The following is a 19,824-nucleotide window of genomic DNA, read 5'->3' on the forward strand; positions in this document are numbered from 1 at the left end:
CTAATCAATAAATACATTCTTAAATGTATCCATTACAGGATGTGGTAAAAACTTTTCATACAGTTCTTTTGCAGATAATTTAAGGTCTGAATCTAAAATGATATCCTGCAATTCTTTTTCGTTACGATAATAGTATGCTTTATCTTTCAAATGCATATTATGAGCTTTTTCTGGAGAATCTGCAAAAGTGATGACAGGTTTTCCTTTAATTGCAAATTCGGCAACAGTGATTCCAAATGTTTCACCTCTTTCTCTTGCATGAAGCAATGCATCACAAGTGTTGATGAATTTAAGTTTCATCATAATGTCTGAACTTGGAGGGAGAAATATAATATTGGGCAGAGCAGATTTCCACCATTTTTTCTTCACAAAAGAGTCTACTCCCATAAAAATGAAATAAACGTCTTTATATTTTGAAGCCATTTTTTCTGCTGTTTTTTGAGCAAAAGTAATATTGAAACTTTGACCGCCACCATAATATCCAAAAACTTTGGCATTTTTGGGAATATTAAGTTCCGTTCTCAGATCTTCATGAGTTTCGGCTCCGAAATTGACCATGTGTGGAACGAATGGAGATTTAGATCCTGTCATTTCCTCACTCAGCCATTCTGATACATAAGCATAGACGTCTCCATGGGGTTCTAAATATTTAAAAACACTATGAATAACTGTTTTGCACTCTTTTGTCTCTACACCGTCTTGGAAACCATTTTTGATGGCATAAAACAAATCAATATTATTGTTTTTGATGATGGTGTCAACTTCTTTAAAATCGGAATAATCAATTACCTGAAAACGGTTTTTGAATTTTTCAATTCCTAACTGATGATTGGTAGGTAATGTTTTATTGTATATAATGATAGATTCATTTCCAAGATATCTTTCATTGAAATCTGCGTAATCATATAATGCGATGGAAGTCCCTCTATAATTGAGTTCGTTCTCATGAAAAAGGATTTTCATTATGTGTTTATTTAAATTTATTTTTCAATTTACTCAATATTTTGCGAAGAAGACTTTTCTTCGGATATTTCGTAAAATCACTGTGTGTAAAAAGACCTTCGCCTTGTGCTATTTTAAAATCCTGCTTTACCCACCAAGAAGCAATATTTCTTTCAAGAGAAACAGATTCTCCGGAAAAAGGGAGGATTTTTTCAAGTAAATAATTTTTTTTAACAAGATAAGGATTGTTCGTCCAATTGGCCCATCGGGAAGTTGTGACGAAGTATTCTCCCTGCTTTTGTATTTTATCAGGAAACTCTACCGCCGGATCTAGCCAATGGAGTGATTCAAGCAGGTGAGGAGAGGTACATTCATGCCAATCATCATAGTAATCGAGCTCTTTACCTTTGTTTCTAATTGATATCAAAGGATATCCTGGATTTTTTCTACTTCGGAATCTTACAACGTCAAATCCATTATTAAGCAAATCTAGCCCGCCTTTAAGATGAGAAAATACAAAGTTTTTTTCTTCAATAAGTTCCCAATCATGCTCTAGAAAAAGAATGTTTTCGGTGGATGCATTTTCGGCCAGCATTTTCATGCCTTTTCCAATCCCAATATTTTCTTTTAAGCCAATATACTTGACTTTATATTTTTCCGCAGTTCTTTTGTCTTCCTCACTTACTTCCTGAAAAAGGATTACAATATCATCCACCATCTCCAAAAGGCCATATTTTTTGTATGATCTCAGCGTGTTTTTCAGCGTACTTCCACTTTTCCAAGAAAGGATACAGATGCTTATAGGTAGTTTTTCCATTATGATTATAGATTTAAAAATGGATGTTTCCCAGTCATTGATGTTTTTCTATAAGCATCAATTTCTTTAAATTTCGTGGAGAAATACTTATACTGCTCCATATAAAATTTATATTCACTTCTATTTCTTTGTGCTCCCACTTTTAAAATAGAGGTAAGGAAAGCTTTTTTTTCTCTCTTGATATTATAATCAAAATTGGGATTCATATATCTCGTTTCCCTTTGCATTTGCATGGAAAGTCTCTGTCTGGCTAATATTTCGGCAGGTGTTTTTTGTTGCTCTTTTTCAAAGGATTGTACTTTTGCATCATGTACAACCTTACTTTTCGGGCAAACAAGTATTTTGAATCCGAAATAAGTAACTCTGTTGATATAGTCGTAGTCTTCAGCTCCATGAAAAAAGTATGGGTTGAAACCGCCTACTTTCTCAATGATGTTTCTTGGAATAAACCAATGGGCAGCATTCACAAATTTTATTTCATAAAACGGCTTAAGATTACCAAAAAACATATCAGAAACTAATCTGTTATTTTTAGCATCTTGTGCAATGTAGTTTTCAAAATGGAGATCGAATCTTTTTTCACTTCCATCCATATGCATCGGACTTAAAATACCGATTTGTTCCTTATTAGGATAAGATTTGTAAACCTCCAATAGCTGTTCAACACTATCAGGGAAAATCCATGCATCTTGATTCATGAGATAAACAAAATCGGCACCTTCTTTATATGCTTTTTCTATTCCAACATTATTAGCTTTTCCGAAACCTGAATTTTCGGCAGATTGTATGAAATCTACTTCGGGAAAAGTAGTTCTTATATATTCTTGCGTACCATCTGTGGAACCATTATCAATTACAATACATTTTACAGGATGATTAGAATGTCTTAAGCTTGTAAAACATCTTTCCGTCCATTTCATAGCATTATACGTAACGATGATCAAATAAACTTTATTCATGTGTGTTTTTAAATATATTTTTCGGTCAGAATCTTTATATAATTTTCAGCACTTGTTTTCGAGAAAAATGCATTAATATTTTCATCGAAAGTCACTTTGTAAAAATCCCCTTCGTTCACTTCCTCATAGTGTGCTTTTTTATCCATTTTTACTTGGATTGCGTTAATGATTTCACTCAAATCATAATAATAAGGGTATGCAAAATTAATGGTCTCATTTTTTATTTGCGAACAGCTGATATTTAGAAACTGAGCAATGTCATCAATATCTATTAATAATCTTCTGGCTTTAGTATGCAGTGCAAATTTATTGTTATTTGAAATCTGTGTTTTCAGATAATTGAAAAGAGTGTTGGGGTTTCCTCCTCTTCCAACAATGTTTCCAATCCTTAGGATCAGATAATTATCAGAATTTTTTTGAATATAATTTTCAATTTCCTTTTTATGAAGAACGTAATGACTGTTTTGCTTTGACTGATCATTAATGCTTAATGTAGAGAAATAAATAAGTTTGCTGTTGCGATTGTTTTCTAAAGCATTTTTTAAAAGGGTGAATTCTCTTTCAAATTCAGACCTTCTGGTTTCTAGGGAGTTTGAAACGCCAGAAGCAAAGAACAGCATTTCGTCTGAATCTATATTTTTTAGTGAGGTTGCGATAAGTCCATTTCCTATAATCATTTGTGTTATTTTTAAGGCTTTAGTTTTTTATTAATATCAGAAGCATATTTTAGGTAATGATAGTATTTTTTTGCGATTACAATATGATCTTTAAAATTAATTCTATTTAACGGATAAAATTTTAATGTAAAAAGAATATTTTTTCTATTGATGAGATAATATTCAAAATACTTATACAAAAAGCCTAAGAAAATATTTTTTTCGGTTTCAGAATCATTTTTTTTATTAAAGTTAAAATTTAAATTCTGTGTGATTTTTATATTGGCATCAAACCATTCTTTAGTTTGATTTCCTTTTGAAAAGTGTTCAATGAGAATATCATCAATAATATAGTTTTGAAATTTTTGGGAACACCTTAGACTAAAATCCAAATCATATCCATGAAACCCCGATAAATCTTCATTGAATTTAATCTCTGAATAATCCTTTTTTTTGATTGCCATAAAAACGCCATCAACTGCAAATACTTCAGTCATATTTTGCAGCGTAGTTTTTAGATGAACGGATTGTGTATTCTCTTTAGTACCCTGTAAAATATTTAAAAAATTGTATTTTTCTGCAACAGTCCAACTAGAGGGTGCTGCAGGAACATATGAGGAGCCTGCCAAGCCTAGAACTCCAATATTTTCTTTGTTGAGGTGGGTCATCAATTTTTCACCCCAACCTTGTGTGTGAAAAATCAGATCTTCATGAATAAACAGAAGATTATTATATTGTGATTTTTCTGCTCCAAGATTGTAAGCCTTTGTGATGCTCATTACATTGGGATTCCACATTTGTATAATTTCATACAATATCCCATCACCAATCGTCTCGTTAATATTTTTAACAAGCTGATCATAATAGGATTGCTGGTATGATGAGATTATAATGGAGAGCATTTTAAGACGTTTTATTAATTAATTTAAACAAAAATTTATTAATTGTATTTTTATTAACGATCTCATTATAAAAATTGAGGCTTCTTCCAATATTTCTTTGCTGTATAAAATTGTCTATAGCGTTCATATCTTTCGGAAGATATTTTTCTAAATGTTTTTTATAAATATAATTTAATGAAAAATCTTTTTTAGTTTTATTCTGATTGATTTCAACATCCATAGACTCGTCTTTTCTACGATAGAAAAAGCCTAAATAATCAAGACAGAGAACATTCTTTTTTTCGTCTAAAATAGATAACCAAAAGTCCCAATCTTCTTTTCCATAGATTAAATTTGAATCATAACCGTTCGATATTTTCCAGTCTTCTTTTTTAAAAAAAGCAGTACAGAAAATAAGGTTTTCTCGTAATAAATGGTCATAATTATAATCGACTAATTTCCAAGATTCTTCTGCTGTACCAAAAAACTCTGCTTTGCAATAAATAACAGTATACCCGTTATTAAATTTTTCTTCGGCCAATTTGAGATACTGATCTCCAATCTTGTCGTCGCAATCCAAAGGTAAGATCCATTCTCCGTTGGCAATTTCTATTCCGGCATTTCTTGCGGATGATAAGCCTCCGTTTACTTTATAAAGATATTTGAAACGATTGTCTTTTTCAACCCATTTCTTGGCAACTTCTTCTGTGTTATCAGGAGAACCATCATTTACAATAATACATTCCCAGCTCTGATACGTTTGTTCAAGAACTGTTTGCAGGCATTCATCAAGATATTCAGCCTGATTGTAGCAGGGAACGATAATGGAAATTCTTGGATTCATTTTTAAATGATTTTACTTAAAAATTTATACAGAGAAACAGGAAGTTTATACTGTATAGCGATTTTTAATCTTTTAATATGATAAGGATATTTTTGATATGCCTTACTATATTCTGATGAAATTTTTTCTCCAGTAAAATAAGATTTCTGTGTCTTGTCATTTATTTTATCTTTTGCATCGCCATTTTTATCGAACATCATTTGAAGAATCAATGTTTCAGTATCAATTCTTTGTTTTTTAGATATAGAAATATTTTCTCCATGAATTCTGTAATAAGCCAGTTTTTCTGGAATATAAGCGATGTAATATAGTGCATTGATTTTTAACCATCGGTAATAGTCCTCAACTAAATAGTCAGATTTATATTCTCCGGTTTTTATCAAAGCTTCTTTTGTCATTAGAACTGTTAATGCAGCAACCCTGTTACCTTTTATTAATAATTTCCTAAAATCATCCTTATTAATATTTCCTAATGAGTTGTAGTCTGCAATATCTGGAATGCTGTTTGAGTTTTCATCAATTCCGTAAGTGTCGGTAAATACCATTCCGTAATCTTTACCTGATTTTTCCAACTCTGCCACACATTTTTCTATGGCTTCGGGATGCAGGAAATCATCAGCTGCAATGACTTTTACATACTTTCCTTCTATAAGCTCAATACATTCATTAAGAACAGTGGCAAGCCCCGTATTTTTTTGATGAAAGTGAGTAGTCGCGGGATAATTATTTTCTGAAAGCCAGTTTTCAAAAACTTGAACAGAATTATCGGGTGAAGCATCATCTGCAACAATTAACTGAATGTTCGGATAAGTCTGCGCTTTAACACTATCAAGACATTCTTTGATATATTTTCCTTGATTGTAACTGCAAACAACGATACTTACTAAATCTTTTTTTTCCAAAATAATGTGATATTATTTCTGATAGTTATTTAAAGCGTGTATAACTGTTGATACTTCATCATCCGTCATTACAGGAGATATGGGTAAACTCAAAACTTCGTTATGAATTTTTTCTGTAATAGGTAACTCCAATTCTTTCAAATCAGAATAAGCTTCCTGATGATGAGGAGGAATAGGATAGTGGATCAATGTTTGGATTCCGTTTTCCTCAAGATATTTGTGTAACTGATCTCTGTTTTCTGTTCTAATGACAAAAAGGTGATAAACATGACTGTTTTCTTCTATTTTATGATGAGGAAGAACAATATTAGAATTTACAATTTCTGTAAGATATCTTTTTGCAATTTCTTTGCGTCTATTGTTTTCTGTGCCTAAATATTTCAGTTTTACAGATAAAACAGCAGCCTGAATTTCATCTAAACGAGAGTTGTACCCTTGATATTGATTTACATATTTTTTCTGCGAACCGTAATTTGCTAGAGTTCTGATGCAAGTTGCCAACTCCTGGTCTTTACAAGTAACAGCTCCCGCATCTCCCAAAGCTCCCAGATTTTTTCCGGGATAAAAACTAAATCCTGCTGCATCTCCCAGACTTCCGGATTTTTTATTCTTCCAGACAGCGCCGATTGTTTGGGCATTATCTTCAATTATTTTTAAATTATGTTTTTCAGCAATATTTTCTATGTCTTCTGAGAATACAATGCTTCCATACAAATGAACAAGAAGTAAAGCCTTGGTTTTAGACGTTATTTTTTCTTCAATTTTAGAAATATCAATATTATAAGTATTGATATCCGGTTCTACTAAAACAGGGACTAATTTATTATCTGTAATAGCAAGAATAGATGCAATATAAGTATTTGCAGGAACTAAAATTTCATCACCTTCTTTCATTATGCCCAACTCTATATATGCTCTGAAAATCAATCTCAAAGCATCTAAACCATTGGCTACACCAATAGCATGAGGAACATTGCAGTATTGTGAAAGCTCTTGTTCGAAAGTTTTTACCTTATCACCCAACAAATACCATCCAGAACGGAAAGTTTGTAATATTGTTTCTTCAATTTCCTGTTGGTGGGTAAGGTTTATTTTTTGTAAGTTGAGGAATTTAATCATTTGTATTTTTCTTTAAAAATTTTGCTGGATTTCCAACCCAGATTTCATTTGCAGGTACATTTTTGGTAACTACACTTCCAGCGCCGATGAGTGCGTTTTCTCCTATAGTAATTCCTGCTAGTATGGTAGCATTTGCGCCAATAGAAGCTCCTTTTTTTATTAAAGTTTCTTCTAGTTTAAAGTCTTTATTTTTAGATTTTGGAAATAAATCGTTAGTAAATGTTGCATTAGGACCAATGAAAACATCATCTTCAATGGTGATCCCATCCCAAATCTGAACTCCAGGTTTTATGGTAACATTATTTCCTATGGTAACATTATTTTCAATAAGAACTTGACAATTGATATTACAATTGTTGCCTATTTTTGCCTCTTTAAGAATGACACAAAACTGCCAAACATTTGTGCCATCTCCTATATTTTGAGATTGTACATGAGCTAAAGCGTGAATCATTTTTAATAATTTTTAAATTCTTCAAAATCTCTAAAATAATCTTTCTCGTCATAAAGTTCTGAGGCTAAGCATAATAGAATTGCATTATGGGAAAATTGAATATCTCTCCAAATCAGCTTTGGTATAAATAATCCTTTTGTCGGATGATCTAGAATAAAAACTTCTTTATTTGCCTCTTTATCTTCTGTATTGAAGGTTATGGTTCCTGAAACAGCAAAGATTACCTGTTGAAGTTTTTTATGGGCATGGCCACCTCTTATAACATCTTGCGGAGTATAATATGTCCAATACACACGTTGTATATCAAAAGGAATATTTTTTTGTGCTTCAGCTATTGTAATATAACCTAATTGTGAAGAACCTATTTTGTCAAAAGTTATTATTTGTGGTTTATTATTTTCCATTAACATAATTAAATAGTTCTACAAATTTTTCAAAATTAATTATAAAATTACTATTGGTATGAGCTCCGTCATTTTTGTATAACTGGGCATAAAAATCGACTCTGAATATCTTTGCTAAATTAGAAAAAGCAGTAAATTCTTCTGCATTATCTGGAACAAAACATATTGCTTTAGGTTGGTTTCTACAAAAAAGCATATTTGACCATGCTGCTCCGGTGATACCAATAATAAATTTAGCTGTTCTAAAATAGCTTGCCTGCTCATCGATACTTAATTCCTCAAGACAGACTGCAACGAACCCGAAATCTTTTAAAAACTCTAATATCCGATCCTGATTTTCTGCTACCCGATGTGTGTTTTTTCTATATAAAAATATCTTATCCGGTAAATTATCTTTTATTAATAATTTTTCTGAAACTAAATTAGAAAAATTACGGGTAATTTCAGCATTATAAAATGTTCCATCACTTGTAATAAGTTTATCAAAACGATTGAACTGTACATGGTTGAAATCGTTTATATAATATAGTTCTTTTATAAAATATGTTTTTTCTGAGCTTAAATATTTAATTTCAAATTTATTTTCTACTAAAACATCCAGTATTCTTTTCATACTTGGAATTTTTAAGATAATTTGATTTACAAAGAGGATGTTGGTGTATTGCTCCTTAAATAATGTAAGCTTTGGTATTATTTCTATTAGAAAATGAAACCAATTCCATGAACCATTTCCTCCTAAAAATAAGCCTTCATTCAGTTCCTCAATTTCTGCTTTTTTCTCTATTTTAGCATGTTTATTATTATGAAATTTTATAAAACCTTCATTGAATCTTTCATCTTTAGTTCTAAAAGTAACCAAATTTTCTTTTAATAAAATAGAAGAAGAGTTGATATCTATGTAAGCATTATTAAATTGATAAAGTGAAACTTCGGGAGTTAAAACTTCATTATAAAGTTCATCCTTATTAAAAATTTTTGGAAAATAATTTTTAAATTCCCCTCTATCAAAAAGCTTTTGAACAATGTTAACTTTGCAGTTCTCAATATTCTGTATACTTACTATTTGTGAATTTGGCTTATATCTATAATTATAAACTGCTCTTTTAAAAAAAATTGAAAGCGAGTCATTACTTTTTATATAAGCAACAAATTTTTCTATAATAGTTGCCATTCGAAATTAGTTTTAATAAAACCAGGTTCTACACCTAGCCATTCACCTAATTCTTTGTTTCTCTCAGTTATTCTGAATGTTAAAATGTCATCCTCATGAAGCGCACTTTCGTTCATATTTCGAATAATATATAAGCCTACAATATACTCTCCTACATTAAAAAAGTCTTTAGGGATATCACATAGAAGTTTATTGTTGCCAACCTGCAATTTTGTTTTATAGGCATTAGTCATTGTAAAAATAATCTCGCCATTAAAATTCTTTACAACATAAGACAAATGATAATCATTAACACTATCTTTTATTGTAATATCTGTAAGCAGACTGAATTTTTGATCTTCTTGAAAATCTGATTCTTTAGGTTGCAGATTTTCATCTACCAAAGAAATTCTATTTAGATCGAATAAATTATTTTTGAAATCTTTATGATCCCCAAGAACAACGCTATTTCCAAATGATTGTTTGTCTCCGTTATACATGCTCAATGCTCTTTCAGTAATACCATTGTAAATTATATTACCGTTAGAAAGCACAATACCTTTATTACAAAGCGACTTTATTGCAGTCATATTATGGCTCACGAATAATATTGTACGTCCTTGATCCTTTGTAACATCTGACATCTTAGCAAGACATTTTTTCTGAAACTCAGCATCTCCTACAGCCAGAACTTCATCTACAATAAGAATTTCTGATTCTAAGTGTGCAGCAACGGCAAATGCCAAACGCACATACATTCCTGAAGAATATCTTTTTACGGGAGTATCTATATATCTTTCTACGCCTGAGAAATTAACAATTTCATCAAATTTTCTTGTGATCTCTTTACGGGTCATTCCAAGAATAGCTCCATTTAGGAATACGTTTTCACGACCTGTCATTTCAGGGTGAAAACCTGTTCCAACTTCTAATAATGATGCAATTCTACCATTGGTAAATATTTGACCTGTAGTAGGTTTTGTTACTTTACTTAAAAGTTTCAATAAAGTAGATTTTCCTGCACCATTTCTTCCGATAATACCTACAGCATCACCTTGTTCAATTTCAAAATCAATATCTCGGAGTGACCATACATATTCTGAATCGCCTTTTGATGTTCTATCATTAGTTTCTCCAATTCTTAAATAGGGATCTTCCTTACCTCTTAATTGATGCCAAAATCTATTAAGGTCATGAGAAAGAGTACCTGTTCCTACTTGTCCCAGGCGATATTGTTTTGATATATTTTCTGCTTTTAAAGCTAACATATTTTTCCAGTTTAAAAATTATACAGTGTCCATAAAAGTTTTTTCTATCTTATTGAAAACTAATACTCCTATTACCAAAAGTGCAAAGATGATAATGGTACTTATTCCCAACATTAATGGTGAAAAATCTCCAACGCCCAGCCAGCCATATTTGAAGCATTCAAAAATCCCAGTTAACGGATTGTAATAAGCTAACTTTTTGAATGGCCCGACAAGTGCAGATACTGGATAAATAACCGGAGTAGCATACATAAATAAACTTACACCAAAACCAAGAAGCATAGTAAGGTCTTTATATTTTGTAGTAAGTGCAGAAAATATCATTCCAACACCTAAAGCAAAAATAGCCATAAGAACAACTAAAAATGGAGTCGCCAACATCCATATATTGGGATGAATATTTCCTTTAGCTAAGTAATAAGCCCAAACAATTATAAATAAAAGAAACTGAACGCTAAGACGCATCAGGTTCGAAATTACAATTGAAATAGGTGTAACTAGCCTTGGAAAATAAACTTTTCCGAAAATTGCAGCATTGCCTGTAAATGTACTTGATGTACCAATTAATGCTCCTGAAAAATAGTTCCAAAGAGTAACACCTGCTAAGTAAAATAATATTTGAGGAGCTCCGTCTGTAGATAATCCGGCAATTCGGCCAAAAATAATTAAATAGGTAAATGTTGTTAAAATGGGATTGATAAAGAACCAGATAGGTCCTAAAATAGTTTGCTTGAAACTTGATATAAAATCTCTCTTTACAAACATGTAAATAAGATCTTTGTATTTCCAAACTTCTTTGAGCTTTAGATCAAACAAAGTGTGGTTTGCTTCAATGGTTTCTGTCCACTTTTGTTGTGGTTCATTCATTTGTGTCAAAATTTATACAAATTTATAATAATTAATTTAGCTAAAATTTTTTAGATTATGAATTCTTCGTCATATGGAACTAAAAATAATAACTAATGTATTGAAAATTATCGTTATGAGCAAAAACTATTGACCATAAAGCCAATAGTTTTTTTATTTATTAATATTGTTTTGATTATTTATTTACAAGTTGCTTAAGATATGCACCATATCCACTTTTGCCGTATTTAATAGCTGTTTCTAACAATTTTTCTTCATTAATGAATTTGTTTCTGAAAGCAATTTCTTCGATACATCCAATCTTAAATCCTTGTCTTTTCTCAATAACGCTTACAAACTCAGATGCATCATGCAGAGAGTCGAATGTTCCAGTATCCAACCAAGCTGTTCCTCTGTCCAGAACACCTACTTCAAGTTTATTTTTACTTAAATAAACATTGTTTACATCGGTTATTTCAAGTTCTCCTCTTGGGGAAGGTTGTATGTTTTTAGCAATTTCTACGACTTCATTATCATAAAAGTATAGTCCGGGAACAGCGTAGTTTGATTTTGGACTTACAGGTTTTTCTTCTATGGAAACAGCCTTGAAGTCATTGTCAAATTCTACAACACCATATCTTTCAGGATCAGCAACATGATAAGCGAATACAACACCTCCATTAGGGTTGGTTTTATTTTTTAACAAAGCTCCCATTTCGGAACCGTAGAAAATATTATCCCCTAGAACTAAGGCTACAGAATCGTCACCGATAAATTTATCACCTAAGATAAAAGCTTGTGCTAAACCATCCGGGCTAGGCTGTACAATATATTCTATGTTACACCCAATTTGTGATCCGTCCCCTAAAAGCTTGATAAATCCAGCTTGGTCATGTGGAGTTGTAATAATTAAAATGTCTTTAATTCCCGCTAATAATAAAGTTGAAAGCGGGTAATAAATCATTGGTTTGTCGTAAACAGGCATTAATTGCTTACTTACAGCAATTGTAAGAGGGTAAAGTCTTGTTCCGGAACCTCCGGCTAATATTATTCCTTTCATTTTGTGTGTTTAATTGTATTGATTATCGTAATATTTTTGATAATCTCCATTAGTGATATTCTCTAACCACTCTTTATTTTCAAGGTACCAGTCAATTGTTTTTCCTAAACCTTCTTCAAAAGTTACGGAAGGCTTCCACCCAAGTTCCTTATTAAGTTTGGTAGCATCTATAGCATAACGTTTGTCGTGTCCTGGTCTGTCTTTTACAAAAGTAATCAGTTTTTCGGAATGACCTTCAGGTTTTCCTAATTTAGCATCCATTTGCTTAATTAGTTCTTTCACTAAGTCAATATTCTGCCACTCATTGAAACCACCGATGTTATAAGTTTCTCCTGTTTTAGCTTCATTAAAAATTTGGTGAATACCTTTTGCATGATCAATTACGTATAACCAATCTCTTGTATATTTTCCGTCACCATAAATTGGCAATGGTCTTTCATTAAGGATATTTGAAATACAGAGTGGAATCAGCTTTTCAGGGAAGTGGTTCGGTCCATAATTGTTTGAACAGTTTGATACAATAAAAGGCATTCCATAAGTATTTCCGTACGCTCTAACCAAATGGTCAGAAGCTGCCTTTGAAGCTGAATATGGAGACTGTGGATCGTAAGCCGTTGTTTCTAAGAAAAATCCTGTTTCTCCTAAACTTCCATACACTTCATCGGTTGAAACGTGATAAAATAAGTTTTGTCTTTTTTCGTCTGGGAATCTTCCATGAGTATGATCAGGATTTAATGTCCAGAATTCTTTACAAAGATTAAGAAGGTTGGCTGTCCCGTTTACATTGGTATTAATAAATGCCATTGGATCTGTAATACTTCTGTCTACATGACTTTCTGCAGCTAAGTGAACGACAGCTTGAGGATTGTATTTTTCAAATACTTTTCTTAATTCTTCAGGGTTGGTGATATCTGCTTTTTCGAATACGTAATTAGGTTCGTTTTCGATGTCTTTTAAATTTTCTAGATTTCCAGCGTAAGTAAGAGCATCAAGATTGATGATTGTTGTATTTGGGTTATTTTTTACAAATTCTCTTACAACGTGGGATCCTATAAATCCTGCTCCTCCGGTAATGATTATGTTTTTCATCTGTCTATTTTGAAATTGTCTTTCTTCCTATACTTTTATAATAGAATCCGTTTTGTTCTGGAACCTCTAATGGATACATGTTTCTTCCATCAAAAATAACTTTATTTTTCATTTTTTTAGCCATTAGTTCAAAATTAGGATTTTTAAACTCTGGCCATTCTGTTGCGATGAATAAAGCGTCTACATCTTCTAAGGCGTCATACATTCCTTTTGCATACTGTATTTTGTCGCCGATTAATTTTTTAACATTATTTTCAGCAACAGCATCGTATGCAATGATTTTTGCACCTTTTTTTAATAATATGTCAATATTGTCTAAAGAAGATGCTTCACGAATGTCGTCTGTATTTGCTTTAAAAGCTAATCCCCACATGGCGATTGTTTTTCCTTCAACACTTCCTCCGAAATATTTTTCAATTTCAGATACTAAAATTACTTTTTGAGCAATATTTACATTTTCAGTAGCTTCCAGAATTTGGAAATTGAAATCTTCCTTTTTTCCAGATTTGATTAAAGCTTTTACATCTTTAGGGAAACAACTTCCTCCATATCCGATTCCAGGGAATAAAAACCGATGACCGATTCTGTCATCACTTCCCATTCCTAATCTTACTTTATCAACGTCTGCACCTACTTTTTCACAATAGTTGGCGATTTCATTCATAAAAGTGATTTTCACGGCCAAGAAAGAATTGGAAGCATATTTTGTTAATTCAGATGACTTCTCATCCATAAATATAATAGGAATACCTGTGTTGGTAAAAGGCTGATAAATTTTAGACATTACATCTTTAGCTCTTTCAGAACTTGATCCTACAACCACTCTTGCGGGATTCATTGAGTCTTCAACAGCAAAGCCTTCTCTTAAAAATTCCGGGTTAGATACAACATCGAAAGGAATGCTTGTTTTTGATGCAATTACCTCGCTCACTTTGTCAGCAGTTCCTACGGGAACAGTACTTTTATTAACAACAACTTTATATTCTGTCATGAGTTCACCGATATCATTGGCTACTTTCAGAACATAAGAAAGATCTGCTGAGCCATCTTCTCCTGGTGGAGTTGGTAAGGCTAAATATACAACTTCGCTTTTGTCTAAAGCTTCTTTTAAATTGGTAGTGAAGAATAATCTTTCAGATTGAATGTTTCTTAGAAACATTTCCTCAAGGTTCGGCTCATAGATGGGAACTACGCCGTTTTTCATACCTTCTACTTTTTTCTCATCAATATCTACACAGTATACTGAATTGCCAAGTTCTGCTAGGGTAGTTCCTGTAACTAATCCTACATAACCTGTTCCTACAATCGTTATATTCAAAATGTATGTTTTTAAAAATTCATGACAAAAATAGTAAAAATACTTTCACTGCGCCTTTTAATTTAATGTAAATGAATATTAACTTACATGCTTGATTATAAGAGATTTTTGCTTTTTTAGAAAAAAATTGTATATTTGCATTGGATTTACGGGAAAAAATGAGAAGGCTTCGGAAGAAAGCCTTTTTTCGTACAGGTAAACCAAGGTTAATATAATTTATGGAGTTTAGAAAAAAAATTGAAGAATTATTAAATGAGTTCCTTGAAACAAGAGAAGATTTATTTCTTATTGATTTAAAGTTTTCTGCAGGGGATGACATTACGGTGATTTTAGATGGAGACAACGGAGTTTCTGTGCAAGACTGTCTTGATGCAAGTCGTGCAATAGAATTCAATATGGATCGCGAAGAACATGATTTCAGCTTACAGGTTATGTCTGCTGGATTAAGCGAGCCTTTGGTAACTCCGAGACAATTCAATAAAAATTTAGGAAGAGAGATCGAAATTATGCTGACAGATTCTTCTGAAATTGAAGGTGAATTATTGAAAGTAGATGAGGAAAAGATTACTCTTATTTTACGTTACCGAAAACCAAAAGAAGTGGGGAAAGGTAAAGTAGATGTGGTGGAGGAAAAAGAAATTCCTTACGCTGAGATTAAAAAAGCATTAGTAGCAATTAAATTTTAAAAGAAAAAAGAATAAATGGATAATATAGCGTTGATTGAATCCTTTGGTGATTTTAAAGACGAAAAAGGGATCAGTAAGATCGATCTTATGGCAATTATTGAAGATTCACTGAAGACTCTTTTGAGAAAAAGATTTGATTCAGATGATCATTTTGATGTAATTGTGAACCCGGATAAAGGAGATTTTCAGATATTTTTAAATAAAACGATTGTAGAGGACGAAATGTCGGAAGACGATGATTTGGAAATCGAGATCTCTGAAGCAAAGAAAATAGATTCAACTTTCGAAGTAGGCGAGGATTTTACAATGGAAATTCCTGTTGCCCAATTAGGAAGAAGAAATATTCTTACGTTGAAGCAGATTTTAGCAACTAAATTGCAGGAACATAACAACGCAATGTTGTATGAGCAGTTTAGAGACAGAATCGGAGAGATTGTAATTGGAGAAATTCACCATATCCGTCACAAACATGTGATCTTATTGGATGATGAAGAGAATGAATTTATCTTGCCAAAAGAAAATCAGATTAGTTCTGACTTCTTTAAAAAAGGTGAAAATATCAGAGCTATTGTTGAATCAGTAGATTTTAAAGGTTCAAAACCTCAGATTATTATTTCCAGAACTGCACCTAAATTCCTAGAGAAGTTATTAGAGTTGGAAATTCCTGAGATCCAAGATGGTACTATTATATTGAAAAAAGTAGTAAGAATTCCTGGTGAAAAGGCGAAGATTGCAGTAGATGCTTATGATGACAGAATAGATCCAGTTGGTGCTTGTGTGGGTGTTAAAGGATCAAGAATTCACGGCGTTGTAAGAGAGTTGAGAAATGAAAACATCGATGTTATTCAGTGGTCTAAAAACCCTGAGATTTTAGTGAAGAGAGCTTTAGGAAATGTTACCATCAATAAAATTGACATCAACGAGGAGACCAATTATGCTTTGGTGTATACCCCAGTTGAAGAGATTTCTAAAGTTATCGGTAAGCAAGGTCAGAATATCAGATTGGCTTCTTGGTTAACAGGATATGAAATTGATGTATTTAGAGAGGCTAGCGAAGATGATGATGTTGAATTGAGAGAATTTAATGACGATATCGAGCAGTGGATTCTGGATGAATTTAAGAAAGTAGGTCTTACTACTGCAAAATCAGTATTGGATAAAGATACGGAAAGTCTTATCAAAATGGTTGACTTGGAAGAGGAAACGATTGAAGATGTAAAACGTATTTTAAGAGAAGAATTTGAAAGTTAAGATTTTGAGATAAATTTTAATAATCAGTAAAAAGAAATACTTTAATTTTAAGAATTAAAAAAATAGTAAATATAATAGATGCCAAAAATAAGATTAAATAAAGCGGTTAAGGAATTCAATATTTCGATGTCCAGATTAGTAGAGTTTTTACAAGCTAAGGGTATCGAGGTTGAAAGCAATCCTAACGCTCAATTAGAAGAAGCGGCATATTCTGCATTGGAAGCTGAGTTTGCCAAAGATGGCGAACAACGTAAAGCTTCCCATGAGGTGGTGATCACGAAAGTTCCGGAAGAAAAACTGGAAATTGAAGAAAAGAAAACCCCTGAAGTAATAAGAGCTAAAGCTAACAGACCGGAAACTAGAATTTTAGGTAAAATAGACTTAGAGTCTAAAACCCCTGAAGTTGAAGAAACTCCTGTTGCTCCTGTAGCAGCACCGGTAGTGGTAGAAGAAAAGAAAATAGAAGAAGTAGTAGTACCACCAACGCCAACACCGGAACCAGAAGTAAAGGCGGCTCCTGAGAAAGAAAAGCAGGAATTCAAAGTTCTGGATAAAATTGACTTGTCTCAGATAGAATCTAGAAATAGACCTGTAAAAAAAGATAAACCTAAAGTGGAAGATAAAAAAGCGGAGGAAAAACCAGTTGAGCCTGTGAAAGAAGCTCCAAAGCCCGTTGTAGAGCCCGTAGCTAAACCTGTTGAGGTTAAGGACGAGCCTAAAAAAGTAGAGCCAGAGCCTCAAGAACCGCAGAAGATTGAAACGGTTTATCAAAAACTTGATGGTCCTAAAATTGTTGGTGAAAAAATCGACTTAAGTCAGTTTGCACCAAAACCTAATTCTGGGGCTAAAAAGAAAAGAAAAAGAATTGAAAAACCTGGAGGGCCTAATCAGGCAAACTCAGGAAACAATCAACAAGGAGGAAATAATAACAACCAAGGTGGTCCTCAAGGAAACCGTCCGCCAGGTCAAGGAAACAACCAAGGTGGTGGGCAAAACCGTCCTCAAGGTCAAGGTGGCCCAGGTGGAAACCGTCCTCCAGGACAAGGTGGACCTCGTTTTGGTAATAACCAAGGAAATCGTCCTCCAGGACAAGGTGGTGGTTTCAAAAAAGGCCCAGGTGGTGGAAACAACAACAGACCTGGTCAAAGAACGATGCCTGTTGAATTAACCGACGAGCAAGTTAAAAACCAAATCAAGGAAACCCTTGAGAAATTAACCAATAAAGGAGGTAAATCTAAATCTGCTAAACACAGAAAAGATAAAAGAACTTACCGTAGAGAACAAGATGAGCGTCAGCAGGAAGCAGATGCAAGAGATACTTCACTAAAAGTTACAGAATTTATCACTGTCGGAGAATTGGCAAGTTTGATGGATGTAAGCGCAACAGAAGTAATTTCTGCTTGTTTCTCTCTAGGAGTAATGGTAACAATGAACCAAAGATTAGAAGCTGATACTTTATTATTAGTTGCTGATGAATTTGGTTATAAAATAGAATTCTCGGATGCTGATCTGGAAGAAACTGATGCTGAAGACGAAATCGACAGTGAAGAAGATCTTCAATTCAGAGCTCCAATTGTTACAGTAATGGGTCACGTTGACCACGGTAAAACGTCATTACTTGACTACATCAGAAAAACAAATGTTATTGCTGGTGAATCTGGAGGTATTACGCAGCATATTGGTGCTTATAACGTGAAATTGGAAAATGGTCAGAGAATTACATTCTTAGATACACCAGGTCACGAAGCGTTTACAGCAATGAGAGCCAGAGGTGCTCAAATCACAGATATTGCAATTATTGTAATTGCGGCAGATGATGATGTGATGCCTCAAACGAGAGAAGCTATTTCTCACGCACAGGCTGCTGGTGTACCAATGATTATTGCAATAAACAAAGTAGATAGACCAAGTGCAAATCCTGATAATATCCGTCAACAACTTTCTGGGATGAATATCTTAGTAGAAGAGTGGGGAGGAAATGTTCAGGCACAGGAAATTTCTGCTAAGTTTGGTAATAATATGGACGTTCTATTAGAGAAAGTATTACTTCAGGCAGAAATGCTAGATTTAAAAGCTAATCCGGATAGAAATGCTCAAGGTGTTGTTATTGAAGCTTCATTAGATAAAGGAAGAGGTTATGTGGCTACAATGTTAGTACAAACTGGGACTTTGAAAGTTGGAGATTATGTAGTAGCAGGTAAAAACCATGGTAAGGTAAAAGCGATGCTTGACGAAAGAGGAAGAAACCTTAAGGAAGCAGGTCCATCTATCCCAGTTACTATTTTAGGACTAGACGGAGCGCCAACAGCTGGTGATAAGTTTAAAGTATATGAAGATGAAAGTGAAGCTAAAACTATTGCTAATAAGAGAGAGCAGCTTCAAAGAGAACTTTCTATCAGAACTAAGAAACATACAACACTTGAAGAGCTTGGTAGAAGAATTGCATTAGGTGAGTTCAAGGAATTGAATATTATCCTGAAAGGTGACGTTGATGGTTCAGTTGAAGCATTATCAGATCAGTTGCAAAGATTATCTACTGCAGAGATCAATGTGAACATTCTTCATAAAGGTGTTGGACAGATCACAGAATCTGATGTTAACTTAGCAACTGCTTCAGATGCAATTATTATCGGATTTAATGTAAGAGCTGGTGGTAATGCTAAAGAATTAGCAGATAAGGAAGAAATCGAGATCAGAACATATTCTGTAATCTATGCTGCTATTGACGAAGTTAAAGAAGCAATGGAAGGTATGCTTTCTCCTGAGATTAAAGAGCAGGTAATTGGTAATGTTGAGATTAGAGAAGTCTTCAAGATTTCTAAAGTTGGAACAATTGCTGGTTGTATGGTTCTTTCAGGAAAAGTTACCAGACAGTCTAAAGTAAGAGTACTTCGTGATGGTATCGTGAAATTTGATGGTGAACTTGAAAGTTTAAAACGTTTCAAAGACGATGTAAAAGAAGTAACAAAAGGTTACGAATGTGGATTGAACCTAAAAGGTTATAACGACATCGAAACTGGTGATATTCTTGAGGTTTACGAAGAAGTAGCCGTTAAGAAGAAATTGAAATAAATTATATTTTATGACTAGTCCTAAAATAGGTTTACAAGTTATCAATTAAGATACGAATCCGGAAGATTTTACTTTTCCGGATTTTTTATGCATCATTTCCGGTGTT

Annotated in this window: 19 protein-coding genes; 3 read left to right on the top strand and 16 right to left on the bottom strand. The window is 33.0% G+C overall.

The features are described from left to right. The 16 genes from BUB80_RS08575 to BUB80_RS08650 form a co-directional block, all read right to left on the bottom strand. Positions 1 to 963 carry a glycosyltransferase family protein gene (locus tag BUB80_RS08575; RefSeq protein WP_073292516.1) on the bottom strand — a complete coding sequence of 321 codons (963 nt, stop codon included), beginning with the start codon at positions 961 to 963 and terminating at the stop codon, positions 1 to 3. A 7-nt stretch (positions 964 to 970) separates the two neighbouring features. Then, positions 971 to 1,759 (bottom strand): glycosyltransferase family 2 protein, encoded by a 789-nt coding sequence (locus BUB80_RS08580; RefSeq protein ID WP_073292517.1) that lies wholly within the window; start codon positions 1,757 to 1,759, stop codon positions 971 to 973. Positions 1,760 to 1,764: 5 nt separating this feature from the next. Further along, positions 1,765 to 2,718: a glycosyltransferase family 2 protein gene (locus BUB80_RS08585; protein WP_073292518.1), complete on the bottom strand. Its 954-nt coding sequence runs from the start codon at positions 2,716 to 2,718 to the stop codon at positions 1,765 to 1,767. A gap of 8 nt (positions 2,719 to 2,726) precedes the next feature. Continuing rightward, a complete protein-coding gene (locus BUB80_RS08590; RefSeq protein WP_073292519.1) occupies positions 2,727 to 3,395 on the bottom strand; it encodes an NAD-dependent epimerase/dehydratase family protein in 669 nt (222 codons plus the stop codon). Positions 3,396 to 3,406: 11 nt separating this feature from the next. Continuing rightward, positions 3,407 to 4,276 carry a glycosyltransferase gene (locus BUB80_RS08595; RefSeq protein WP_073292520.1) on the bottom strand — a complete coding sequence of 290 codons (870 nt, stop codon included), beginning with the start codon at positions 4,274 to 4,276 and terminating at the stop codon, positions 3,407 to 3,409. A 1-nt stretch (position 4,277) separates the two neighbouring features. Further along, positions 4,278 to 5,099 (bottom strand): glycosyltransferase family 2 protein, encoded by an 822-nt coding sequence (locus tag BUB80_RS08600; protein ID WP_073292521.1) that lies wholly within the window; start codon positions 5,097 to 5,099, stop codon positions 4,278 to 4,280. A gap of 2 nt (positions 5,100 to 5,101) precedes the next feature. Then, complete coding sequence (locus tag BUB80_RS08605) at positions 5,102 to 6,001, bottom strand: glycosyltransferase family 2 protein (protein WP_073292522.1); 900 nt, start codon at positions 5,999 to 6,001, stop codon at positions 5,102 to 5,104. Positions 6,002 to 6,013: 12 nt separating this feature from the next. Then, entirely contained in the window at positions 6,014 to 7,120 is a 1,107-nt protein-coding gene (locus BUB80_RS08610; protein WP_073292523.1) for a DegT/DnrJ/EryC1/StrS family aminotransferase, read from the bottom strand. Beyond that, a complete protein-coding gene (locus BUB80_RS08615; protein WP_073292524.1) occupies positions 7,113 to 7,574 on the bottom strand; it encodes an acyltransferase in 462 nt (153 codons plus the stop codon). Before BUB80_RS08615 ends, BUB80_RS08610 begins: the two co-directional genes overlap by 8 nt. 2 nt (positions 7,575 to 7,576) lie before the next feature. After that, positions 7,577 to 7,978 (bottom strand): sugar 3,4-ketoisomerase, encoded by a 402-nt coding sequence (locus BUB80_RS08620; RefSeq protein WP_228433739.1) that lies wholly within the window; start codon positions 7,976 to 7,978, stop codon positions 7,577 to 7,579. Then, positions 7,968 to 9,149: a glycosyltransferase family 61 protein gene (locus BUB80_RS08625; RefSeq protein WP_073292526.1), complete on the bottom strand. Its 1,182-nt coding sequence runs from the start codon at positions 9,147 to 9,149 to the stop codon at positions 7,968 to 7,970. The genes BUB80_RS08620 and BUB80_RS08625 overlap by 11 nt, the downstream gene beginning before the upstream one ends. Continuing rightward, positions 9,134 to 10,396, bottom strand: a complete 1,263-nt coding sequence (locus tag BUB80_RS08630; RefSeq protein ID WP_073292527.1) for an ABC transporter ATP-binding protein — start codon at positions 10,394 to 10,396, stop codon at positions 9,134 to 9,136. The genes BUB80_RS08625 and BUB80_RS08630 overlap by 16 nt, the downstream gene beginning before the upstream one ends. A gap of 18 nt (positions 10,397 to 10,414) precedes the next feature. Then, positions 10,415 to 11,263 carry an ABC transporter permease gene (locus BUB80_RS08635; RefSeq protein ID WP_073292528.1) on the bottom strand — a complete coding sequence of 283 codons (849 nt, stop codon included), beginning with the start codon at positions 11,261 to 11,263 and terminating at the stop codon, positions 10,415 to 10,417. A gap of 175 nt (positions 11,264 to 11,438) precedes the next feature. Further along, complete coding sequence (gene rfbA / locus BUB80_RS08640; protein WP_073292529.1) at positions 11,439 to 12,302, bottom strand: glucose-1-phosphate thymidylyltransferase RfbA; 864 nt, start codon at positions 12,300 to 12,302, stop codon at positions 11,439 to 11,441. A 9-nt stretch (positions 12,303 to 12,311) separates the two neighbouring features. Continuing rightward, the gene (gene rfbB, locus BUB80_RS08645; protein WP_073292530.1) at positions 12,312 to 13,391 is read right to left on the bottom strand and encodes a dTDP-glucose 4,6-dehydratase; all 1,080 of its coding nucleotides are present in this window, start codon (positions 13,389 to 13,391) and stop codon (positions 12,312 to 12,314) included. Between the two features lie 4 nt (positions 13,392 to 13,395). After that, positions 13,396 to 14,709 (bottom strand): UDP-glucose dehydrogenase family protein, encoded by a 1,314-nt coding sequence (locus BUB80_RS08650; RefSeq protein WP_073292531.1) that lies wholly within the window; start codon positions 14,707 to 14,709, stop codon positions 13,396 to 13,398. Positions 14,710 to 14,927: 218 nt separating this feature from the next. On the opposite strand from BUB80_RS08650, the gene rimP reads away from it, so the two are divergent. The 3 genes from rimP (at position 14,928) to infB (ending at position 19,718) form a co-directional block, all read left to right on the top strand. Then, positions 14,928 to 15,395 carry a ribosome assembly cofactor RimP gene (gene rimP / locus BUB80_RS08655; RefSeq protein ID WP_073292532.1) on the top strand — a complete coding sequence of 156 codons (468 nt, stop codon included), beginning with the start codon at positions 14,928 to 14,930 and terminating at the stop codon, positions 15,393 to 15,395. Positions 15,396 to 15,410: 15 nt separating this feature from the next. Beyond that, a complete protein-coding gene (gene nusA / locus BUB80_RS08660) occupies positions 15,411 to 16,646 on the top strand; it encodes a transcription termination factor NusA (protein ID WP_054512131.1) in 1,236 nt (411 codons plus the stop codon). Between the two features lie 78 nt (positions 16,647 to 16,724). Next, positions 16,725 to 19,718, top strand: coding sequence for a translation initiation factor IF-2 (gene infB / locus BUB80_RS08665; protein ID WP_073292533.1), 2,994 nt, complete (start codon positions 16,725 to 16,727; stop codon positions 19,716 to 19,718). Positions 19,719 to 19,824 lie beyond the last annotated feature (106 nt).

This window comes from Chryseobacterium polytrichastri (assembly GCF_900142445.1).
GTDB lineage: Bacteria > Bacteroidota > Bacteroidia > Flavobacteriales > Weeksellaceae > Chryseobacterium > Chryseobacterium polytrichastri.

Coding starts and splice junctions, on each gene's coding strand:
- BUB80_RS08575 (WP_073292516.1), bottom strand. CDS start 963: ATGAAAATCCTTTTTCATGAGAACGAACTCAATTATAGAGGGACTTCC.
- BUB80_RS08580 (WP_073292517.1), bottom strand. CDS start 1,759: ATGGAAAAACTACCTATAAGCATCTGTATCCTTTCTTGGAAAAGTGGA.
- BUB80_RS08585 (WP_073292518.1), bottom strand. CDS start 2,718: ATGAATAAAGTTTATTTGATCATCGTTACGTATAATGCTATGAAATGG.
- BUB80_RS08590 (WP_073292519.1), bottom strand. CDS start 3,395: ATGATTATAGGAAATGGACTTATCGCAACCTCACTAAAAAATATAGAT.
- BUB80_RS08595 (WP_073292520.1), bottom strand. CDS start 4,276: ATGCTCTCCATTATAATCTCATCATACCAGCAATCCTATTATGATCAG.
- BUB80_RS08600 (WP_073292521.1), bottom strand. CDS start 5,099: ATGAATCCAAGAATTTCCATTATCGTTCCCTGCTACAATCAGGCTGAA.
- BUB80_RS08610 (WP_073292523.1), bottom strand. CDS start 7,120: ATGATTAAATTCCTCAACTTACAAAAAATAAACCTTACCCACCAACAG.
- BUB80_RS08615 (WP_073292524.1), bottom strand. CDS start 7,574: ATGATTCACGCTTTAGCTCATGTACAATCTCAAAATATAGGAGATGGC.
- BUB80_RS08620 (WP_228433739.1), bottom strand. CDS start 7,978: ATGGAAAATAATAAACCACAAATAATAACTTTTGACAAAATAGGTTCT.
- BUB80_RS08625 (WP_073292526.1), bottom strand. CDS start 9,149: ATGGCAACTATTATAGAAAAATTTGTTGCTTATATAAAAAGTAATGAC.
- BUB80_RS08630 (WP_073292527.1), bottom strand. CDS start 10,396: ATGTTAGCTTTAAAAGCAGAAAATATATCAAAACAATATCGCCTGGGA.
- BUB80_RS08635 (WP_073292528.1), bottom strand. CDS start 11,263: ATGAATGAACCACAACAAAAGTGGACAGAAACCATTGAAGCAAACCAC.
- rfbA (WP_073292529.1), bottom strand. CDS start 12,302: ATGAAAGGAATAATATTAGCCGGAGGTTCCGGAACAAGACTTTACCCT.
- rfbB (WP_073292530.1), bottom strand. CDS start 13,391: ATGAAAAACATAATCATTACCGGAGGAGCAGGATTTATAGGATCCCAC.
- rimP (WP_073292532.1), top strand. CDS start 14,928: ATGGAGTTTAGAAAAAAAATTGAAGAATTATTAAATGAGTTCCTTGAA.
- nusA (WP_054512131.1), top strand. CDS start 15,411: ATGGATAATATAGCGTTGATTGAATCCTTTGGTGATTTTAAAGACGAA.
- infB (WP_073292533.1), top strand. CDS start 16,725: ATGCCAAAAATAAGATTAAATAAAGCGGTTAAGGAATTCAATATTTCG.